Origin of the sequence: Fodinibius sp. Rm-B-1B1-1 (assembly GCF_038594945.1) — a bacterium.
In the GTDB taxonomy this organism is placed as follows: Bacteria; Bacteroidota; Rhodothermia; order Balneolales; family Balneolaceae; genus Fodinibius; species Fodinibius alkaliphilus.
On the sequence record NZ_JBCFYD010000002.1, the window covers coordinates 79137 to 100907 of the forward strand.

Consider the following 21771-nt stretch of genomic DNA (forward strand, 5'->3'; position numbering starts at 1 on the left):
GTCAGCCCCTCATTGCCTTAATGGGATTGAGTTTGCTGGCTCGCAGAATAGGGAAGAAACTAAACAGCAAGGTAATCCCAAAAATAACGACCGCCTGCCAAACAAAGATAGATGGCTCAGTCGAAAATTGTAGCATGGGTTGCAGTCCATAATTTTCCATGGTAGCTGCCATGTCGCCGGTTAATTCTATGGGATTGATATTGAAATACCAAGCTACAGGCAGGCTCAGTGAAATGCCAGCTACACTGCCCAACATGGTGATGCACAAAATTTCAATTGCAAGAATCAATGCTAATTTGTGACGAGGGGTTCCCACAGAAAGCATGATTCCAAATTCATACGTTCGTTCGGCAATCATCATCAAAAGGGTGCCAAGGATGCCAAATCCCACAACCATGTATAAAACCGCCAGCATAATATATCCGCTAACCCGATCCACTTCGATGCCTTGTACGAGTTCCGGCATCAGCTCTTGCCAGGGCATAATTTCGTAGTCATTGGTCGGTAGGTTAGTCCGCAACTTTTGTACGACAGTGTTAATATTATCAGGATCATCAACATTCACAGCCAAGGCAGTAAGTCGGTTATGGGCTGCTAAAAATTGTTGAGCGGTCTCGATCGGCATCATAACGAGACTTCTGTTCAACTCCGGATTGGGCAAGCTTATGGTTCCTTTCACTGGATACAATCCCGTAGCCGACATCCCGCGAAACCCTTGTCCCAGAAGTACGAGGCTATCGCCAAGCGTAATATTTAAGCGCTCCGGGATATCACGTCCCACGAGAACAGCTTGTTCATTATTTTTCTGAAAATAGGTTCCTTGTTGTAATCGTTCTTGGGGATTCATAAGATATTGCTCGGCGTCAACGTCGATCCCCATGACCATAAGGGGACGACTTTGCTGCTGACCAGCACCCAGTGCGTACGATTCAATTCGTGGCATTACAGCCGATACATTTTCGGTATTTTGTATGACGGCAAGGAGTGAATCCGTAGTTTCGAAGCTGTTATCGAGGGTTTTATCATCCCAGTAGCCATTAGCATGAATTTGAATATAGCCGCTAAAGCTGCCCACGGTGGTGTTGATCATATCTTGGTATTGTCCCTCTTGCATGGAGCGCATGACCGCTGAAAGCAAAACGGCTACGGCGATAGACGTTACCGTGATGAGCGTGCGGCGCTTGTTACGCCAAATATTTCGCCATGCTAAGCGTAGAGATAACATGTATTTATGTTTTTGGAACACTGATTAAATGGATTTTCGGATACTACCGATTCTCAGCGTTAATCTTTCAAACCCAGGTTACCTGCCTTCTATTTATTCGATGCGTTTCATATTCTGGATACTGAAGAAATTTTCCGAGATGTCAATTCCAAATTCAATATCCTGATAAATCATCACAGTCTTTTGTCCTTTTTCGGTAAGGGGAATCATTTCCATGCGGGTAGGAATAATACGTCCCCCGATTTCTTTAATTTCTGATCCTTCCATCAGTCGAACCATTTCTTCATTTTCGTCAAAAAACTCCGTACGTAATTGCAAATATTCATTTTTCGATATGAAAATATGCACCGTTTCCCAGACTACCGGGGCATCTGGTTTAGGTTCCATCAGGATTTTATAGGCCTCATGGTCGCTAATCGTTGTGTCACCCAAAAGAGTATGGGTATAATCGACTATTATAGAGGCTTCCCGAACTAAATCATTATTAGAAAAATCGGACCCCATCCACGATTGACTCATCATCGAAGGCGGTAGCTTAACAGTCCGGTTGATATTGGGCAGCCAGTTCCAAATTTCATTTCCTCTCTTCAGGTAGGCTGATCCTTTATCACGAGCTGGTGCAGTAATTAAAATAAGGCTGTAATCCTGTCCCAAACTCCAGGTCTTCATCGAAATGCTACGCTCCCACGATGGTCGAACAATCTGCATAGTCATTTCGGCCCGTGAACTTTCTCCCCGCATCTTTTCATCTGCCTTCTTTACAATCTCGGTAGCGTCTTGTCCAAATGCAGGTCCAGATATCAACAACCAAAGGAGGAGGGTGCCAAAAGAAAAGCAATGAGCGTATTGCTTTTTCGGGATAAGGAAATTTTGGAGTAGCGACCTGTCGAGAGCTCCCATTTACTATCAATTGAATGTACGTTCGATTAAAATGTAAACGCTAATTGCTCTCTATGCAATAAAAGAATTAATAGTAAAAGAGGAGTTGATGAATTCTATTTGGGATTATGTACGTACTGTAAAAAATTTTGGAGCAGCAAGGATCCAACTTTGCCCGACTTTTCGGGATGGAACTGTACGCCAATAAAATTGTCTCGGGCAACAATGGCCGAAAAATCTTGAATGTAGTTACAAGAAGCCACGGTAAAATCGTTTAGGGGCGCATAGAAGCTATGCACATAGTAAAAGTATTCTTTTTTATTAAGATTTTTAGCAATAGGATGATTAGATACGTTGTGAAAAGTATTCCATCCCATGTGTGGCACTTTCGCCTTAGAAGAGTCGAACTTTTTAAGGCGTCCGGGAATAATCCCCAATCCTTTAGAATCACCTTCTTCGGATGATTCAAAAAGAAGCTGCATCCCCAAGCAAATACCCAATACTGGTTTTTGGGTTTGTTTAAGCCAGGTATCCAGCTCGTTTTTTTGAAGCGACTGCATGGCGGGCTGCGCATGTCCCACACCGGGAAAAATGATGCCATTGGCAGCGTCTAATTTTTCGATATCATCAGTTACGACATACGGTTCATCAAGTCGTTTAAAAGCATTGGCGACGGAGGCAAGATTGCCGGCTTCATAATTAATAATTGCAATCATGTTATAATAAATCTTTGGTACTGGGTAATACGTTTAAGTTTCGTTCATTACGGCTAACAGCAGCGCGTAAGCAGCGGGCAAATCCCTTAAAGCAACCTTCAATCTTGTGATGGTCATTTTCTCCTTCTACATCAATATGAAGAGTAGCCTTAAGGTTAATAGCCAACGAATAAAAGAAATGTTCGATCATTTCTGTTGGTATATCTCCCACCATTTCGCGTTTAAAGGAGCCATCAAACTTTAAAAAAGGTCGGCCAGAAAAATCCAGGGCTACGGTTGCCAGCGTTTCATCCATTGGTAATGCAAAAGCATATCGCTGAATTCCAATTTTTTTGCCGAGTGCTTTATTGATGGTTTCACCCAGTGTTATAGCAACATCCTCGATAGTATGGTGTTCATCGACTTCCAGGTCGCCATCACAGCTAAGGTCTAAATCAATCAATCCATGTTTGGCAATTTGTTCCAGCATGTGATCAAAAAAGTTGAGCCCGGTAGAAATATTACTTTGCCCGGAACCATCTAAATTTAAGCTGATATTGATATCCGTTTCAGCTGTTGTTCGTTGTTTCGAAGCTTTGCGGGTTGGAAAGCAGATTTTGTTGCTTAATTCCACCCAATTTTCAGCAGTTTCGGTTTGGGATCCGTTATCATCAATTGCTTTGAGTTTATTTTTTTCGGCTATAACCTGTAGGTCAATCTCGTCAGAGAAAGAAGTTACAGGGGTAATGAGCTCATTGTTAATCAATTCCTGTTGCTGTTTGGAGAGATCTTCATTCAGAAAGTAAAGCTTGTGATCAAAAGTTTGCAGGCGCTTAAGTCCATATAATGCTCCAGGCCAAAGCAATGCTTGAGAGGTTCCGGACAGTGCTTCTGTTGAAATACGAATATTCATTATGCTAATGCCTTTAATGCTGAAATTAACTGTTCATTTTCATCCGGAGTGCCCACTGTAATACGTAGACAATTATCACAAAGCGGTTGATCTCCTCTGTATCGAATGATGATATCTTTTTCTGCCAACTGCTGATAGACAGTGTGGGCATTATCAAACGTTGCCAGTAGAAAATTCGCTTCACTGTCATACACATGGTTGACCTGTTTAAGTTCTTGCAACTTGTCTTTAAGACGTTTTCGTTCCTTTTTGATGGCATCAATTCGAAACTGCACCGTATCCCAACTTTGCAAGCCTTTAATAGCATACTTTGCGGTTAGTTTGTTGATGTTGTATGGTGCTTTTACCTTCATCATATAATTGATGATTTCTTCTTGCGCATAGCTTATGCCAAGTCGGATTCCAGCCAGTCCGAATGATTTCGATAGCGTTTGCAAGACCACAAGATTGGGATATTGGGCGACTTTTGCTGCCCAACTTTGCTGCTCGCTGAAATCAATATAAGCCTCATCGATAACTACAATTCCGCCAAAGTTTTTGAGGATCTTTTGTATAGATTTATCCTCAAAAGTATTGCCCGTAGGATTGTTAGGTGAGCAGAGAAAGAGTAGTTTGGTATGTGGGTTTACCGCTTCTAAAATAGCATCTGGACGTAGCCCAAAGTTTTTATCCAGTAGCACTTCATCAACTTCAATATCATGGATGCTTGCGGATACTTTGTACATTCCATAGGTAGGGGGCGTTGTTAAAACGCGATCTTTGCCGGGCCGACAGAATATTCGGTACAGTAAGTCAATGCCTTCATCGCTGCCTACACCGGTGAATATATTTTGTGGTCGAACGCCGCGCCAATCTGCAATAAGCTGTCGCAGTTGTTTTTGGTTGGGATCGGGATAGCGATGCAGCTTTTGATTATCGGTAAAAGGGGCACCAAGGCTGTTTTCATTGGCATCAAGAAGAAGCCCTTCTTCAAAATCTTCACGTGCGCTGTGATAGGGGGTTAGGTTTTGTATGTTGGGACGAACAAGTTGGTTTAGTTCAAAAGAACGAGTCATAATATTTCAAGTGTTGCTTTCTGAATTAATGTCATTAAGTCGGATGGAAACAGCATTTTTGTGAGCCTGAAGATGTTCCAGCTGTGCAAGTTTTTCTACGGTGGGCCCCACATTTTGCAGTCCTTCTTTTGTAATTTGTTGCATCGTAATCTGTTTTAAAAACGAGTCGACCGAAACGCCGCTGAACATACGAGCATAGCCATATGTAGGAAGTGTGTGATTGGTTCCCGATGCGTAATCGCCAGCACTTTCTGGCGTCCAGGGTCCTAAAAATACCGATCCTGCATTGATGATATTTTTCTCCCACTTTTCAGGATTATTACATTGCAGAATTAGATGCTCTGGGGCATATTGGTTGGAAAAAGAAAAAGCTTGTTCGAGTGTATCAACTGTTAACACAAAGCTTTGCTCAATTGCTTTTTTAGCAACTTTTTGTCGTGGAAGATCAGCAAGTTGGTGGTTGATTTCCTGTTCACAGGTTTCGAGATCAAAATCAGGAGTTGCTATCAGCACAACTTGGCTGTCTTCGCCGTGTTCAGCCTGGGACAATAGATCAGCAGCCACATATTTTGGATTTGCTGATTTGTCTGCAATGATCAGTACTTCTGAGGGACCAGCTGGCATATCAATTGCAATTTGAGCTTCACTATTTTGAAGCATCATTTTGGCTGCCGTTACATATTGGTTGCCGGGCCCCAAAATTTTATCCACCTTGGGTACTGATTCCGTTCCCAGGGCCATTCCGGAAACGGCCTGTGCACCGCCAGCTTTGAGCAGGTGCGTAGCACCAACTTTTTGAGCTATGTATAGAATTTCATCAGCTATTGTGCCATCGGTCTTGGGAGGGGTTGCGATCACAATAGTGGAACACCCGGCAAGCATGGCGGGTATGCCGAGCATCATCAGGGTAGAAGGGAGGATCGCTGTGCCTCCGGGTACGTATAATCCAACACGTTCAATAGGTCGTGTTACCCGTTTACATTGTACACCCGGCATCGTTTCCACTTTTAAAGGTTTCCGTAGCTGAGCTTTGTGAAAGCGGCAAATATTGTCAAAAGCAGTATCAATAGCTTGTCTTATCTCTGGATCTAAGCTTACTTTTTTCTGCTGTGGATTTATTACGAGCGGATCTGGAACAACTCCATCAAATTTCTGGCTGTAATAATTGATACCAGAATCGCCTTTTTGTTCAACCTTTTTGATGATGGGCTGTACCTGTCCAAAAACGGATTGGAAATCCATTTTTGGACGTTGGCAAAGTTGCCTCAAATCATCGGTTTTCAGCTGATTATAAGTGTAAGTTTTCATGGTCTTTATTATCCAATTATTAACCTGAGTAAGAAGTGATATTACAATATCATACTTTCAATGGGAAGGATAACAATGCCAGTGGCCCCTTCAGCTTTAAGTTTTTCCATTACGATCCAAAACTCATCAATGGGTATTACTGTGTGGATGGCTACCATGCCGTTATCAGCCAGTGGCATCACAGTTGGACTTTTGAGCGAGGGGATAATCTGCTTGATTTGTGGAACGGCCTCTTCTGGGGCATTCATCATAATATAGCGGCTGCGTTCGGCTTGTTGATGACCGTCCATTCGTTGCAAAAACTTATCAATCAGCTGTTTTTTGCCTGGTGATAATTCTTTGTTTGTTCGGATAAGCTCTGTTTCTGATTCTAAGATGGTATCCAACTCCCTAAGTCCGTTGGCCTTAAGAGTATTTCCTGTTGATACCAGGTCACAAATTGCATCGGCAACTTCAAGGCGTGGAGCTATTTCCACGGCACCGGAAATCGTGACGATATCGGCATTAATATTTCGGTCTTGGAAAAAGTTTTTCGTCAGGTTAGGATAACTGGTAGCAATTGTTTTGCCTTCAAAGTCCTGAACATTTTGAATATTACCATCCTTTGGAGCGGCAAGTGACAAACGACATACACCATAATCGAGTCCACGCAGTACGGTAACATCAGCCCCTTTTTCTTGGGTTTCGTTAGCGCCTACGAATCCTAAGTCACAAACACCGTCCTGGACATATTCCGGGATATCATCGTCACGAATGAGAAGCAGTTCTACATCGAAATTACGACATTTGACAAGCAGGTTTCTTTTATAATCATCGAAACGGAGACCAATACCTTTAAGAAGTTCAATCGTTTTATCAGTTAAACGGCCTGATTTTTGAATGGCAATACGTAGAGATGTGGTAGAGTCAGCAGTGCGTTGCATAACAAATGAGATAGATATAATTGTTAGGAGAAAAATATTAATAAAAAGGAGAAAAGACGATGTAGCTTAAGCTACACAAAGTGATGCTATTGACGGTGCCAACCGCCGTGATGGAGGTGAGAATGAAAAGAAATATGTAGGCTTTGTTTTTGCATCAGTCCAAAGATAAGCTTTTTTACTATATCTTTCACATCAGAAACACTTTTTAACATTAAGCTAATAGAAACTTGATTGGCAAAGAAATCATTCCCAAAAGAAAAAGGGCTCCTGCCTTGTAGCAAGAGCCCTTAACTGTTCAGTTTACCTTGAGGGGTAAGTGAACAAATTAGTTGGCTGTTTCTTCTAATTGCATATCCTCAATTACGTTTTCTTCACCTACTGTGACCTCCACGTCAGTGATAGTGGTGTCACTATACTGTTCATTATCAGGGTCAAATGCAACATCATAGGTTCCTTCGGTTAGGCCAATGATTTTAAAATCGCCATTATCAGCTGTTATAGTACTTGTAACAGTATCTTCTCCGGATACGGCCAGTACATTTGTTTTGAAGTCGGAAGGCTGCACATTTCCAGTAATGGAGCCCGTTTCGGCAAGGTTAACAGCTCGGAGTACTGGTTTTAACAGGTACCCACCGTTGCCTTGTTGGACAATGGATCGAGCAGCATCAAAATCAATTAACAAGCTGTAGGTGGCATCTTCTTCCACCTCGGCATTAACATTTAATTTTAAGCCTGACTGTTGTGCACTTGGTGTTTGCAGCTGATGAGTTTCTCCATCAACGGTAACGGTATTGTCATCTCCCAAGATGAACCGGATTTGGGAGTACGTACCAGCTTCAAGCTCTTCAGTCCCCAATGAAATTTGGTTCCCGTTCGTGAGTTCAAGCAGGTTTACCTTTATTTGTTCATCAGTAATGGTAACCCATTCGTTTTCTTCGGCTTCTTCATCATCTTCGGTGCTATCTGTTTCCGCATCTTCATTTTGATGGACACGAACACTGTTGATAGTAACATTGACAGAATCGTAATTGGCCGGGGCATCGGTCATGGTTACTTCCATGGTTCCAGTTCCCCCATCTGACCCAGTACTATCACAGGCCGTAAAACCTAAGAGTAGTCCAATAATGATGGTAAATAGTAACGAAATATTTTTCATAACAGTAATATTTAAATTTATGGTTAGTGTCTCACGGTATATTTAATTGTGGTTAGCGGGAATTGTTTCTTCCGTTTTTAGCTTCCAAAACCAGTAATTAAAGTATTGTCTAATGAAAAACTTGTTGCTTGTTCGTAAATATTAGGCGGATACTGATGCCACGAAAATGATGAGTAACAATGTAAAGAGTGTTAGTTGTAGAATAGGGTTTTGGACAATTCTTTTGTGCATAGTTCTGTAGTTGGGTTGTTTTTGATTTTCTTAAATGGATCTAAAAACGTAATGTTCCGAAAATTTAGGTAAGAGATTGAAGTATTAGTGCTAAAAGGCTATTCTTACAACCCAATAATTAAAATTGATAATAGATTTAGTACTATGATTACAACCGCTCAATTTACTTATATTCCCCTTAAGACATCAGACCCCCGCGAAAGTATAGATTATCTGCTTGAGTTAGTGGCACAGCACGATGTTGAGGTGGATGTAAATTATATGTCAACAAGTGTGCGGGGAGAAACGGATGTAGTTTTTAGTCTTATTCGTGAGATGTATGACACGATGACGATAGAAAAGGAGGAGTTTCGATTTCATGTTGAATTGTTGAACCCTGTTGCTGAGGAAGATGCCGTGGAAGAATAATTTTTCGGTTCGTTATGTAAGTCCAATACAATAAAGGTGTTGGACTTTTTTATGAGTTCCTTTTTCTATCAATAGTTGCGAATAATTATGAAATGCCACGGGCATTTTTGTATCTTTATCGTTCTTTTTGAGTAAGCAAAAATAGTGCTGTTAGCACATCTTTATGACCCAGATTCGCAACTTTAGTATTATAGCCCATATCGATCACGGCAAATCTACGCTCGCAGATCGTCTGCTCGAGCGCACCGGTGCTATCACCGAGCGCGAAATGCAGGAACAGATTCTCGACGATATGGATTTAGAACGTGAGCGCGGCATCACCATTAAGAGCCACGCTATCCGGATGGATTATGAGCGTCCCAGTGGTGAAAATGTCATTTTTAACTTGATTGATACGCCAGGACACGTTGACTTTTCGTACGAAGTTTCACGTGCTCTAAAAGCTTGCGAAGGGGTTTTGTTGGTGGTAGACGCTGCACAGGGAATAGAAGCGCAGACCATTTCTACCTTGTATCAAGCTATTGATCAGGATCTGGAAATTATTCCCGTATTAAATAAGATTGATTTACCCAGCGCTGATGTCGAAGGCGTGGGGCAACAGATTGTTGATTTAATTGGTTGTTCACACGATGAAATTCTGAAAGTATCAGCGAAAACGGGAGAAGGGGTTGATGAGCTTTTAGAGGCTATTGTAGAACGTATCCCTGAGCCGGGACGTGAATCTGATAAACCGTTGCGTGCCCTTATTTTTGATTCTGTTTTTAACACCTATCGCGGTTCTGTTGTTTATGTTCGGGTAATGGAGGGTACGCTTCATAAAGGGGATGGAATTCGCTTTATGGCCACGGATAAGGAGTATGAGGCTGAAGAAATCGGGCACCTAAAGTTGGAAAAGGTCAAGACCGATAAGCTGGAAGCCGGAGATGTAGGATATGTTGTGGGTAGCGTTAAATCTTTGCAAGATGCTCGCGTAGGTGATACGGTGACTCGTACCGATAATCCTGCCGAAAAACCCATACCGGGTTATCAAGAGCCCAAGCCCATGGTATTTAGTGGGCTCTTTCCTACCCAGTCTGACGATTTTGAAGATCTGCGATCAGCACTTGAAAAGCTTCAATTGAATGATGCTTCGCTCACTTATCAGCCAGAAACATCTGAGGCGCTTGGTTTTGGATTTCGAGCAGGGTTTTTGGGGATGCTCCATATGGAAATTGTGCAGGAGCGACTGGATCGTGAATTTAATATTGATATTATCACTACGGTCCCCAACGTTGAATACGAAGTTCATATCACAGAAAAGGGAGAGGATAAGAAGGTTATTGTAGATAACCCCAGTGATATGCCTGACCCTGCTAAGGTAAATGCCGTTTATGAGCCTTATATTAAAGCGAGCATATTAACGCCCTCCGATTATATTGGGCCGGTAATGAAGTTGTGTCAAGATAAACGCGGTATCTATGTTAATCAGTTGCATATGCAGAGCCAGCGTGTTGAAATTAAATACGAGTTGCCGATGGCAGAAGTCGTATTCGATTTTTACGACCGATTAAAGAGTGGAACGCGCGGATATGCCTCGCTGGATTACGAATTTTTGGAGTATCGGGAAGGAGATCTCGTGCGGCTTGATATTTTACTTAATAAAGAGCCGGTTGATGCGTTATCGAGTATCGTACATAGAGATAAGGCGTATGAATTGGGACGTAAGCTTTGCAAGAAATTAAAAGAGCTTATCGATCGCCACCAGTTTGAGGTACCTATTCAGGCGGCTATTGGATCAAACGTTATTGCCCGAGAAACAATCCCGGCCATCCGAAAAGATGTAACGGCTAAATGTTATGGCGGTGATGTTTCTCGTAAGCGTAAACTTCTTGAGAAACAGAAGGAGGGTAAAAAGCGTATGAAACAAGTTGGCACGGTTGAAATCCCCCAAGAGGCTTTCTTAGCAGTGCTTTCTATGGATGAAGACAAGAATAATTAATTCAAGAAACGGTTTAACGAGATTTATTTTATGAATGTAAGATTACGAAAGATTGTAAAGAGTTTTTTTCTAACGCTTTTTTTAACACTCATTTCTATTGGAGCTTATGCTCAGTTTGAAGCTGCCCAGTTTGAGAAAGTGTCAAACGATAACAGAGGTAATTTTAAGCGATTGACTCAAAATATAAGTCTTACAGGGCAGGGACTTTACGAAGATACCAAGCTTGATGATAAGCAAACCAATGAAATTCGGGCACGCCTACAGGCAGAGTTTGGGGCGCCCACTCAAACACTCAAAGACTTACTGAATCAACCAAACTTTCGCCCCGGCAAGGCTATCCAGTTTGAGTATTGGTTTATGGTTAATGATAGTATTCCCCTTATTGTGCTTGATTGGAATGGTCCATTTGGAAGTGGATTGACCTATGGTGGGGCCAGCAAGTATATTGACTTGATGCCTCAAATTAAGCGGGAGTTTGTTCAGAAACTTTTGGCTGTTGAAGATTTTGGGGAATATGAAGACTATTTTTATTCTCCGGAAAAGGAGCAGTGGTACAGTGTAAGCTATAAGGACGGCAAATTTAAAAATACTGAAATCGATTCGCCCGAAGGGATGAGTATCGATTATAATAACTAATTTTAGGAGTTACATTGGCAGATAAGTTATCTAAAGAAGAGCGCGAGCAGCGACGGTCACGGCGACGAGGGGAACAAAACGAGGAAGCAAAAAGTTGGCTTCGGGAATGGATGGATGCACTGCTTTTTGCAGCAGTGGCAGCGATAATAATTAGGGCATTTTTCTTTGAGGCCTATCGCATTCCTACTCCCTCAATGGAAAAGACCCTTCTTACGGGCGATTTTCTGATCGTATCCAAAATAAGTTACGGTCCGCGAACCCCCATGGTATTAGGAGTACCATTTACCAATATATATATGCCTGGTGCTGTATTACCGTGGACTCGATTACCCGGATTTAGTGAGATAGAACGCAATGACATTGTGGTATTCAATTATCCTATTGATCTGGCACCAGTAGCAGCTAAAACCAGTTATATTAAGCGAGCTGTAGGTATGCCAGGCGATACCCTGCAAATTGATGATGCTGAATTATATATCAATGGAGAACAGGCACATGATTTTGAGGGCATTCAACGGACGTATAGTGTATCGGTTCGTGATCGCGTACGGTTAAGTCCTGCTAAAGTTGAGGCTGCCGGTGGACGGTTAATTGGGTCGCAAAACCAGGGAACTTATCGCGTTACGATGACTGAGTCGGTAGCTCGGAATATGAGAGAATGGCCGGAAGTGAATAACATAGATCTGTTCGTTTTACCGGAAGACTTTAATGAGTTTAGTCGGCGCGATTTTAGCTTTTCATCGGGTTTCAATAATCATCACCATATTCCGCAGGTAATTGTACCCAGAGAAGGGCAAACGGTAACGTTATCACCCAGTAATTATCACATCTATGAAAATATTATTACTCGATATGAGGGGAATAATGTAGATCGTAATGGTGATCAGTTTGTTATCAACGGAGAGCCTACAAATGAATATACGATCCAGCAAGATTATTATTTTATGATGGGGGATAACCGGGATGACAGTGAGGATAGTCGTTTCTGGGGGTTTGTGCCGCAATCACATGTTGTTGGAAAGGCTGGCATGATCTACTTTTCTTGGGATCACGAGCGCTGGTTGCCCCGTTTTGATCGGTTACTTAATGTCATTCATGATTAGGACTTTGAGGCCTATGCGTTGGAGTTCAATATCAATATGCTTATTAATGATAGTATTTTTTGGGGCTGGCTGTAATAGTCATCACCCCGAAGAAGGAGAATCACCGTATGTTGGCCAAGAAGGTCGTGAAATAAAGTCGCTTACCGATCGAGAAGTACAGGGTTATTTGAATGGTGAAGGTATGGGATTATCAAAAGTTGCTGAGCTCAATAATTTCCCTGGCCCTAAACATGTGATTGAGCTTTCTGACCAGTTAGACCTCACGGAAGCCCAACTTTCTCAAACAGAGATGTTATTTGAAGAGATGAAAAAGCATTCAACGACTTTGGGCCAACAATATATTTCGGCAGAAAGAGAGCTTAATAATATTTTTGAGCATTCTGATGTCGATTCTGCTCAAGTTGATTCGTTGATATCGAAAATTGGAATGCTCCATGCCAAAATTCGTGCTACTCACGTGCAAGCTCATCTAAAAATGGAAAAACTTCTTTCCGGGCAGCAAATAGATCGGTATCAAGAATTACGGGGATACCGTGATGAGAGGCATCAACACCAAATGGGAAATGACTAATTTTTGCGAATCGTTTTGCCCATTGGCTGTCCTTCTTTGATGGCTAACTGTCCGCATCCGGCATCAATATCATCACCGCGGCTACGACGTACGGTAGCAGTAATATCGCGTTTTACCAACTCTTGCATAAAAGCATCTAAACGTTTCTCTCGAGCACGTTTAAGCGCTACTCCGGCCACATCGTTGTACATAATAATATTTACCTTGCTGGGTATCCATTGTACAATTTCAGCGAGTTGACGTGCATCCTCGGGGCTGTCGTTGAACTCATCAAACAGAAGATATTCATACGTGATAGGACGGTGCAGCTTATCATAATAATGTTGAACAGCTTCTTTGAGCTGCTCGAGGTTCATGGAATTGTTGATGGGCATAATTTCATCCCGCTTTTCATCATTCGCCGCATGCAGTGAGATGGCCAGGTTAAACGGCTGTCGTTCATCGGCCAATTGCTTGATCTGCTTGGTAAGTCCCACCGTAGAAACAGTAATGCGTTTTGGCGAAAGACCAATACTTAATTCATCGGTAATGATATTCGCAGAATTGACGACTGCTTTATAATTGTGCAGCGGTTCGCCCATCCCCATATACACGATATTGGTAATGCCTTTGCCAAAGCGTTCTTCACAAAGCGCATCGATATATTGCACCTGATCGACGATTTCACCGTGCGTCAGGCTACGAAAAAAACCCATTTTACCGGTGGCACAGAAAGAACATCCAAAAACACAGCCAACTTGTGAAGAAACACAAACCGTAAGTCGATTGGCTGCTCCGTCGTCATAAAAGTCAGGAATAAGTACGGACTCAACCTTGTGTTCTTCTTCGCCCTGCAGCTTAAACAGAAACTTTATGGTTCCATCTTTGGATTCTTGCTGCGTAACATGTTCAATAGTAGGAACGGTCGCTATTTCTTTAAGCTGAGCACGAAGGCCTTTAGAGAGATTAGTCATCTCATCAAAACTGTGCACGCCCTTCTGATAAAGCCATTGAAATAGCTGATCACTGCGAAAAGATTGCAAGCCCAGCTCTTCGGTGAATTCCCGAAGCTCTTCTTTGGTTAAGTCTTTTAAATTTACTTTTTCGTCGATATCTGTTTTTGTAGCCATAACCCCAAAGATACAAATCCTTAAGCAGCTATTTAAACTGAGCACCACTATTTTTGAAGATAGCTTGTGCCAATAAATGAGGGGATACCCCAACGGTATCCCCTGAAAAGAATAATGTAAGAATGGATGATTCTCTAACTGTTGAGCTTGGCATCTAATACAATATTAACGCCAGCTAATGCTTTGGAAACGGGACAGTTTTTCTTGGCCCCTTCAGCAATTTCCAGAAACTCATCCTGATCGATGTCCGGAACATTTGCTTCAACATTAAGTTTTATGGTAGTAATTGCCGGATCACCATCAACCATTTCAAGGGTCACATCGGCATTTGTTGTAACGGTTTGGGGATCATATCCGGCTTCTGCTAAATCAGCAGACAGTGCCATGGAAAAGCATCCGGCATTAGCGGCACCAATTAATTCTTCGGGATTGGTTCCGGTTCCTTCTTCAAATCGGGATTTAAAAGAATAGGCCCCGGTATAGGCACCGCTGCCAAACGACATTTTGCCGGTTCCATTTTTTAGATCTCCGTTCCAACTTGCTTCTGCTTTACGTGTAGGCATAAATAAATAATTTTTGGTTAAACTTGTGTTACGATTAATAAACAGTGAAACTATTGCTTACATTCCTGCTTACAGGATATCATCTTGAGAGAGAAGGTATGACAAAAGTATATTGATTATAAATCGAATTTAAATGAACGATCTGTTTTTGTATTTAATTTTTTCTCACTAAACATTGCTTTCAAATTATAAATCGCAAAAAACATTATTACGGATGAATCAAGAAATGGAAGCCGAATTTGTGGATGTGTATAGTACACTCACTGAGAAGCTGATGAATTGGTTAGAAACGACTATCGCAATGCTGCCAAACCTGGTAGTAGCATTGCTTGTGCTTATCGCATTTTTTGTGTTGGGACGTCTGGTACGAAAGGGCGTCAAGCATATGCTTGAAAAAACGACCAGCAATAAAACTATTATTAATTTGCTGGAGACCATAGTTGGCGTATTAGTGATTGGGATAGGGATCTTTATCGCTTTGAGTGTGCTCAAGCTTGATGGGGCTGTTACCTCGTTGCTTGCCGGTGCTGGTATTATTGGTTTGGCATTAGGTTTTGCATTTCAGGATATTGCCTCAAATTTTATTTCTGGTATTATTTTGTCTATTCGTCATCCCTTTGGAATTGGAGATATTATTGAGACGAATGATTTTTATGGTACGGTCGTAAAAATGAATTTACGAAATACCATTATCAGAACTCCGCAGGGGCAGATTGTATATATCCCCAACAAGAGTGTATTTGAAAATCCACTTCAGAACTTTACAGATGAGAGTAATCGCCGTATCGATTTATCGTGTGGGGTATCGTATGGGGATGATTTAGAAAAAGCTAAGAAAGTAGCTCTTGAGGCTGTAGAAAGTTTGGATAATTATGATGACAGCAAGGATGTTGAGTTTTATTATGATGAGTTTGGTGGCAGTTCGATTAATTTTAAAATTCGGTTCTGGGTAAATTTTAGAACGAATCCAGATTTCTGGTCGGCGCGTAGCGATGCTATTATTGCTATCACCAAAGCCTTTGATGAAAACGATATTATGATTCCATTTCCTATTCGTACGCTCGATTTTGGGATTCGTGGCGGCGAAAAGCTTAGTACCATGTTGGGGAATGGCAAGGAGTCGTAAGTCTCAAAATATATTATTCAATAAAAAAGGCCGAGTTTAACACTCGGCCTTTTTTGTTTTAAACAGATGTTAGATTATTTGAAGTGCTCATTTAGGTAATCCACATATGAGGTATAAAGCAGATAGTAACTTGCGGTATTAAATGCTACGCCGTGAGCACCCGGTGGATAAATTTGCAGATCTACATCCTGCCCATTGCCTGTTAATTTGGTAAGTAGTTGCATCGTGTTTTGTACGTGCACATTTTCATCCTTTGTAGAGTGCGAAAGCAGGAGATTGCCTTTTAAGTTTTGGACATGAGTGGTAGATGAACTCTGTTTATATCCGTCTGTATTATTTTCCAGTAATCCCATATAGCGTTCGGTATAGATGCTATCGTATAATCGCCAATCTGTAACGGGAGCCGTGGCGATTCCCACTTCAAATATATCGGGATGATTGAACATTGTGTAGGTGGTCATATATCCGCCATAACTGTGTCCACGAATCGCCATTCGGTCGCTATCCACCCAGTCTTTTTGAGCCATAAATTGGGCTGTTTCAACAAAATCATTGGCTTCCCATTCCCCCAGTTTTTTGTAGACTATCTTTTCAAAGTCGGACCCATATCCGCCGCTTCCACGATTATTGACATTTACAACGACGTATCCTTCCTGGGCTAAATATTGATTCCAGCCGCTGGATTCCCACTCGTTATAAACGCCCTGCGCCCCGGGGCCACCATAAATGTTGAGTACCAGTGGGTATTCTTTTTCGGAATCAAAATCGATTGGGCGAATCATGTATCCATCCAGTTGTTGGCCATCCGAAGTGGTAAAGGAAAAGAGTTCTCGAGGTGCATATACATGTTTTTTGGTAAAAGCTTCCACAGATGTATTATCTTCAAGCACTTCTATTTTGCCATTTGTGGTACTCCAAAGCTCCACCTGTGTAGGGGTGGAAGTATTGGAATAGCGATTAATATAATACTTGCCATTCGAGCCCATACTGATGTCATGAGTGCCCTTAACCTGGGTGTGCTTAGTCTTATTACGTCCGTTAAAGTTTACGGAATACAGGTGTCGCTCCAGCGGTGATTCTTCGGTAGAGGTGTAATAAATGCGATTGTTCCTGTAATCAACGGTGTGGACATAGGTGACTTCCCAATTCCCTGTTGTTACCTGGTTTTTGACTTCTCCATCATAATTGTAGCGATAGATATGACTCCAGCCATTGCGATCAGAAATCCAGAAGAATTCTTCGCTGTCTTTGGGAAAGAAAAATAGGTGATTGATGCCGGCAAAGAAATCAAACACATCAATCCAGGTATCTGATTGTTCTTCCATGACCAACTGTCGATCACCATTGTTAATATCATTAAAAAACAGTCTCAGATGATTTTGGGCCCTGTTTAGATGGACTGTTGCTAACTCATTCTCATCAGCCGTCCAGTATATTCGGGGGATATATCCATCTGTTGGGGTATCCATCCACTGCTGTTGACCTGAGTCTACATTTACAACGCCAATTTTCACTTTGGGATTTTCATCGCCCACCTTGGGATAGGGAATTTTTTCATATTCTGGATGCTGACCCTCATAATCTGTCATCTGAAAAATATTGACATTCCGCTCATCCGTTTGCCAGTACGCAATATGGTCGCTGTCGGGGGACCATTGCCACGCCTGGGCCAATCCAAATTCCTCTTCGTAAACCCAGCCAAAACGCCCATTGTAAAAATACTCTTTGGCACTGTTGGTGAGTTGTGTTTCTTCACCAGCATCCAGATCGTACACAAAAAGATCTCCCTCACGCTCATAGCCGATTTTGCTCCCGTCGGGAGAAAGTTCAGCGGTTCGGGCATCCTCAACCAGCAGCTCTAACGTTTTGTTCTCGATGGAATACAAGTAGTAATCAGAGATGCCAGAACGGCGGTAGACTGGTCTGAAGTTTGATTGAAATACTAAATATTTGGAATCATCTGACCATTGGAAGGAGGAATATTCGAACGTAGAATCTGAGCTGGGAAAGGTATGGTTGGCGCTATTGAAAATAAGCTCATCTTCTTCCATAGCAGGATCATATGCCCGGATTTCCCTTGTTTCAGTATCGGAGTTATACTCCATATACGAATAGCGGTTTCCATCATCAATCCAAGTGACATTTTCCGGACCGTTGGATCCACTAAGTTGTCCGCTTTTGGAAAGGGCTTCTTTAACACTTGAGTATCGCTGTGTTTCTTGTGCCAGAGTAGGCTGTTGAAAAACAAAGGCTCCAATTAAAAACAGCAGAGCCAGTGATTTCATTAGATAAGTAGATATATGTTTCATGGGTTGAGTTCTTTTTAGAAGGTAAAACGGTAGTATTGAAATATTCTTGTTGAAACCGATACAAAATAAAATTTAAATGCAGTTATTCAATTAGTACCTGGAAGATAATCATCAAGGAAATAGATATAGTAACGACGGTAGCTACCGTTGAGCTTTTGCTTTCTTCCATAGCATCGGGAATGAGTTCGGCAAAAACCATCCAGATCATGGCACCTGCAGCAAAACCGAGTCCCATGGGGAGGTAGGTTCGAAAAATTTCTACAAACAGAAAAGCCGGCACAGCCATTAACGGTTGGGGTAAACTGGAAAATATACTCCACCAAGCGGCTTTTATTGGGGATGTTCCTCGCGGAATAAGTACCAAGCTGATGGCTAATCCTTCGGGAATGTTATGGACCGCAATAGCCGTAGTAATAAAAAGTCCAAGGTCGATTCCGCCACTGAACGATACTCCTACGCTTACGCCCTCTGTAAAAGAGTGGACCGTCATAATGCCAACAATCAACAGCATTTTCGTAGCGTCTGCTTTGTTTATTTTCTTGATTGAAAACTGATCATCATACTTACTGAGGAGCTTTTCACTGCCAATGATAAATATGAGCCCAATAATAATACCCCAAAACGTGAACCAGAGGTCATGATTAATACCTTCATAGATAAGTCCAAAGCTGGCTGCGATCATTAATCCAGAAGCAATAGCATTGGAAATACCAAGCCAGTTTCTTGTCAAGCTTTTAAAAAAGAAAAAGGGGAGGGCACCCAATCCGGTAGCTACGGCCGTAATTAGGGCATAGATAAAAACATCAAAAACAGGTTGTTGCAGAAGGTCACTCATAGTCCTTTTTAGTTAATGCTGCGCAGAAATATACAGAGTGGCTGTAGTTAATCCATTAGTGAAAATGAATTTAGAATGGAATTAAATAGGCAGGGCGAAGTAATAGTGACAGGCGAAAGGTATCTATGTGCCTGCCACCCAATAGGTTAAAATTATGTATTCTCAGTTAGTTCCTGGATAATAGTATCCATTTTTTCTTCTAATACGTGCGTCTTATTGTCAAAGCCATTTCGATTAGGCAGATCAGTATTAACGCTGCAATAAAACTTGATTTTAGGCTCTGTTCCCGATGGACGTACAGAAACGATAGAGCCATCTCCAGTGAAGAATTGCAGTACATTTGATTCGGGCAGATCAATATTTTCGGTTTCCCCCGTCTGGGCATTTTTTGATACCTGTGTTTTGTAATCTTTGATGGTAACTACCTCAGACCCGGCCAGCGTCTGGGGCGGATTTTCGCGATAGTTTTTTAGAATTTGTTTGATTTCTTCGGCTCCTTCACGTCCGCGCTTATATACCGATACCAGTTTTTCGCGATAGTATCCATGACGTAAGTAGATATCCAGCAGGGCATCAAAAAGGTTGGTGTCTTGGTCTTTATAATAAGCAGCCATCTCAGCAATAATTACGATAGAAACGATGGCATCTTTATCACGAACATGGTCGCCAATTAGGTAGCCGTAACTTTCCTCTCCGCCGGCAATAAACTGTTTTTCGTTTTCGAGCTCAGTCATCAGCTCACCAATGTATTTGAAACCGGTAAGCGTATTATAGCAGTCCACGCCGTAGTGTTCGGCAATAGTGTCAATCAAATACGACGTAACAATCGTCTTGACTATATACTCGTCACCGTCCAACTTGTCCGCCTTCTTCCAGGTATGCAACAGGTAGTTAATGATAAGTGCACCGGTTTGGTTTCCATTCAGCAGCATCCACTCATCGTGGTTGTCCTCGATGGCAATGCCCACGCGATCGGCATCGGGATCGGTTGCCATTACCAGCTCGGCATCAATCTCTTTGGCTTTATTCAACGCCATTGTAAGAGCTTCCTTTTCCTCGGGATTCGGATACTCCACCGTGGGAAAGTTGCCATCATAGCTCATCTGTTCTTCAACGAGCGTTACATTATTAAAGCCGCAGCGTTTTAAGGCCGGTGGAACCAGCACACCAGAGGTGCCATGGATGGGAGAGAAGACAATGCTGAGATCACTTTGACGACTAATCGCTTCTCGCGACATCGTTACATCCAAGATAGCATCGAGGTACTTTTTATCAATATTTTTGCCAATTTTTTCGATGTTTTCAGCATCGCCCTCAAATTTCACATCGTCGATATTTTCGATTTTCTGTACTTCCTCCATCACCTGCTTATCCTGTGGAGACACTAATTGACAGCCATGCTCATTGTAAGCTTTATAGCCATTATATTCTTTGGGATTGTGGGAGGCTGTCAGCATAACCCCACCGTGACAATCTAATTCGCGAATGGCGAATGACAGTTCAGGAGTGGGGCGTAAACCCTCAAACAGGTATACATAAATGCCATTAGCCGAAAACACATCCGCAACAACTTGAGCCAGCTCTTCGGAATTATTACGGCAGTCGTGAGCAATTACAACTTTAATTTGTTCATCGGGATAGTTTTGTTTTAAAAGGTTACTGTATCCCTGGGTAGCCATCCCAAAGGTGTACTTGTTGACCCGATTGGAGCCTACTCCCATAATGCCACGCATCCCCCCGGTTCCAAATTCCAGATCTTTATAAAAAGCATCAGTCAATTCTTGATACTCTTGATTATCCAGCTTTTGGCGGATAGCATTCTTTGTAGCTTCATCATAGTTACTATTTAGCCAGTGGTCAATTTTCTCTTTAATCTGTGGATCTAATGATTCCATAGTTACTATAGGTGATAAATTAATTTTGTTGCTTTTGGATATCCGGTTGGTTCCAATCGACCTTTTTAATTATCAACCAGATGCCGATGCCAATCAGTGGGATACTAAGCCATTGTCCCATATTAAATACCCAATCGGCGGCAAAGGCGGCCTGCTCCATTTTGGTGAATTCAAGCAGGAAACGTCCTGAAAAAAGTGTGGCCAAAAAGAGGGCAAAAAGTGAACCTTCCGGCGGATTTGTTTTATAGGCATGGTATACCTTCCATAAAATACCGAACACGAGGATGCACAAAAGGGCTTCATATAGTTGGGTGGGATGACGGGGCAGCATGTCAACTTTCGTAAAGATAACCGCCCAGGGTACTTCCGTGGGTTGGCCAACAATTTCGGAGTTCATGAAATTACCAGTTCGGATAAAAGTTCCGGCAATAGCTACGACAACCACCACCCGATCAGCCAGCCATAGAAAACTCATATCCCGAAACTTTTTGATAAACATATACATGGCTATGATGATGCCGATGGCTGCACCGTGACTGGCCAAGCCTCCATGCCATATTTTTAAAATTTCAGATGGATAGCGGAAGTAAAACGCGGGATCATAAAACAGCACGTGTCCCAAACGAGCGCCAACGACGGTACCAATTAAAACATAGGTAAGCAGTTGATCTACTTCCTCGGGATCACGACCAGCATGAAGGAACATTTTGCGTGTTAGCCAAAAACCAACCAGAAATGAACTGGCAAAAAGAACGCCGTACCAGCGTGGTTCGAGCGGCCCCAGGCTAAATGCTACGGGATCAACGGACCAAGTAAAGAAATCAGTTGCTAAAAGTAATAGATCCATGAAATA

20 protein-coding genes are annotated in these 21771 nt (G+C 42.1%); 6 read left to right on the forward strand and 14 right to left on the reverse strand.

Annotation, left to right across the window (positions count from 1 at the left end; all coding sequences use genetic code 11):
• Window position 1: 1 nt before the first annotated feature.
• From AAFH98_RS07705 to AAFH98_RS07740, 8 genes are all read right to left on the reverse strand, one after another.
• On the reverse strand, window positions 2–1225 hold the full coding sequence (locus AAFH98_RS07705; RefSeq protein WP_342522119.1) for an ABC transporter permease: 1224 nt from the start codon (window positions 1223–1225) through the stop codon (window positions 2–4).
• Between the two features lie 93 nt (window positions 1226–1318).
• The gene (locus AAFH98_RS07710; protein WP_342522120.1) at window positions 1319–2125 is read right to left on the reverse strand and encodes an outer membrane lipoprotein-sorting protein; all 807 of its coding nucleotides are present in this window, start codon (window positions 2123–2125) and stop codon (window positions 1319–1321) included.
• Between the two features lie 95 nt (window positions 2126–2220).
• Window positions 2221–2820: an imidazole glycerol phosphate synthase subunit HisH gene (gene hisH, locus AAFH98_RS07715; protein ID WP_342522121.1), complete on the reverse strand. Its 600-nt coding sequence runs from the start codon at window positions 2818–2820 to the stop codon at window positions 2221–2223.
• Between the two features lies 1 nt (window position 2821).
• Window positions 2822–3712, reverse strand: coding sequence for an imidazoleglycerol-phosphate dehydratase HisB (gene hisB, locus AAFH98_RS07720; RefSeq protein WP_342522122.1), 891 nt, complete (start codon window positions 3710–3712; stop codon window positions 2822–2824).
• A complete protein-coding gene (hisC, locus tag AAFH98_RS07725) occupies window positions 3712–4767 on the reverse strand; it encodes a histidinol-phosphate transaminase (RefSeq protein WP_342522123.1) in 1056 nt (351 codons plus the stop codon). The genes hisB and hisC overlap by 1 nt, the downstream gene beginning before the upstream one ends.
• A gap of 6 nt (window positions 4768–4773) precedes the next feature.
• Window positions 4774–6075, reverse strand: a complete 1302-nt coding sequence (gene hisD, locus AAFH98_RS07730; protein WP_342522124.1) for a histidinol dehydrogenase — start codon at window positions 6073–6075, stop codon at window positions 4774–4776.
• A gap of 41 nt (window positions 6076–6116) precedes the next feature.
• Window positions 6117–6998, reverse strand: coding sequence for an ATP phosphoribosyltransferase (hisG, locus tag AAFH98_RS07735; protein ID WP_342522125.1), 882 nt, complete (start codon window positions 6996–6998; stop codon window positions 6117–6119).
• Between the two features lie 325 nt (window positions 6999–7323).
• Window positions 7324–8154 (reverse strand): DUF4382 domain-containing protein, encoded by an 831-nt coding sequence (locus tag AAFH98_RS07740; protein ID WP_342522126.1) that lies wholly within the window; start codon window positions 8152–8154, stop codon window positions 7324–7326.
• 375 nt (window positions 8155–8529) lie between these two features.
• Here AAFH98_RS07740 and AAFH98_RS07745 point away from each other — a divergent pair, with 375 nt between their 5' ends.
• From AAFH98_RS07745 to AAFH98_RS07765, 5 genes are all read left to right on the forward strand, one after another.
• Window positions 8530–8793, forward strand: a complete 264-nt coding sequence (locus tag AAFH98_RS07745; RefSeq protein ID WP_342522127.1) for a YkoF family thiamine/hydroxymethylpyrimidine-binding protein — start codon at window positions 8530–8532, stop codon at window positions 8791–8793.
• A gap of 163 nt (window positions 8794–8956) precedes the next feature.
• Window positions 8957–10771, forward strand: coding sequence for a translation elongation factor 4 (gene lepA, locus AAFH98_RS07750; RefSeq protein ID WP_342522128.1), 1815 nt, complete (start codon window positions 8957–8959; stop codon window positions 10769–10771).
• Between the two features lie 30 nt (window positions 10772–10801).
• Complete coding sequence (locus AAFH98_RS07755; protein ID WP_342522129.1) at window positions 10802–11407, forward strand: hypothetical protein; 606 nt, start codon at window positions 10802–10804, stop codon at window positions 11405–11407.
• Window positions 11408–11421: 14 nt separating this feature from the next.
• Window positions 11422–12510 carry a signal peptidase I gene (gene lepB / locus AAFH98_RS07760; protein WP_342522130.1) on the forward strand — a complete coding sequence of 363 codons (1089 nt, stop codon included), beginning with the start codon at window positions 11422–11424 and terminating at the stop codon, window positions 12508–12510.
• Window positions 12511–12556: 46 nt separating this feature from the next.
• Window positions 12557–13081: a Spy/CpxP family protein refolding chaperone gene (locus tag AAFH98_RS07765; protein ID WP_342522131.1), complete on the forward strand. Its 525-nt coding sequence runs from the start codon at window positions 12557–12559 to the stop codon at window positions 13079–13081.
• On the opposite strand, the gene rlmN is transcribed toward AAFH98_RS07765, so the two are convergent.
• Entirely contained in the window at window positions 13078–14190 is a 1113-nt protein-coding gene (gene rlmN, locus AAFH98_RS07770) for a dual-specificity RNA methyltransferase RlmN (RefSeq protein ID WP_342522132.1), read from the reverse strand. The two genes, AAFH98_RS07765 and rlmN, sit on opposite strands and share 4 nt — an antisense overlap.
• Window positions 14191–14324: 134 nt before the next feature.
• Entirely contained in the window at window positions 14325–14753 is a 429-nt protein-coding gene (locus AAFH98_RS07775) for an OsmC family protein (protein WP_342522133.1), read from the reverse strand.
• 214 nt (window positions 14754–14967) lie between these two features.
• Between AAFH98_RS07775 and AAFH98_RS07780 the strand changes: the two genes are divergently transcribed.
• Entirely contained in the window at window positions 14968–15879 is a 912-nt protein-coding gene (locus AAFH98_RS07780) for a mechanosensitive ion channel family protein (protein WP_342522134.1), read from the forward strand.
• Window positions 15880–15953: 74 nt separating this feature from the next.
• On the opposite strand, the gene AAFH98_RS07785 is transcribed toward AAFH98_RS07780, so the two are convergent.
• The 4 genes from AAFH98_RS07785 to lgt all read right to left on the reverse strand — a co-directional run bounded on the left by AAFH98_RS07785 (window position 15954) and on the right by lgt (window position 21765).
• Entirely contained in the window at window positions 15954–18188 is a 2235-nt protein-coding gene (locus tag AAFH98_RS07785; RefSeq protein ID WP_342522135.1) for a S9 family peptidase, read from the reverse strand.
• 82 nt (window positions 18189–18270) lie between these two features.
• A complete protein-coding gene (locus AAFH98_RS07790) occupies window positions 18271–19023 on the reverse strand; it encodes a ZIP family metal transporter (protein WP_342522136.1) in 753 nt (250 codons plus the stop codon).
• 152 nt (window positions 19024–19175) lie between these two features.
• Complete coding sequence (locus AAFH98_RS07795) at window positions 19176–20918, reverse strand: phospho-sugar mutase (RefSeq protein WP_342522137.1); 1743 nt, start codon at window positions 20916–20918, stop codon at window positions 19176–19178.
• Between the two features lie 19 nt (window positions 20919–20937).
• On the reverse strand, window positions 20938–21765 hold the full coding sequence (gene lgt / locus AAFH98_RS07800; RefSeq protein ID WP_342522138.1) for a prolipoprotein diacylglyceryl transferase: 828 nt from the start codon (window positions 21763–21765) through the stop codon (window positions 20938–20940).
• Window positions 21766–21771 lie beyond the last annotated feature (6 nt).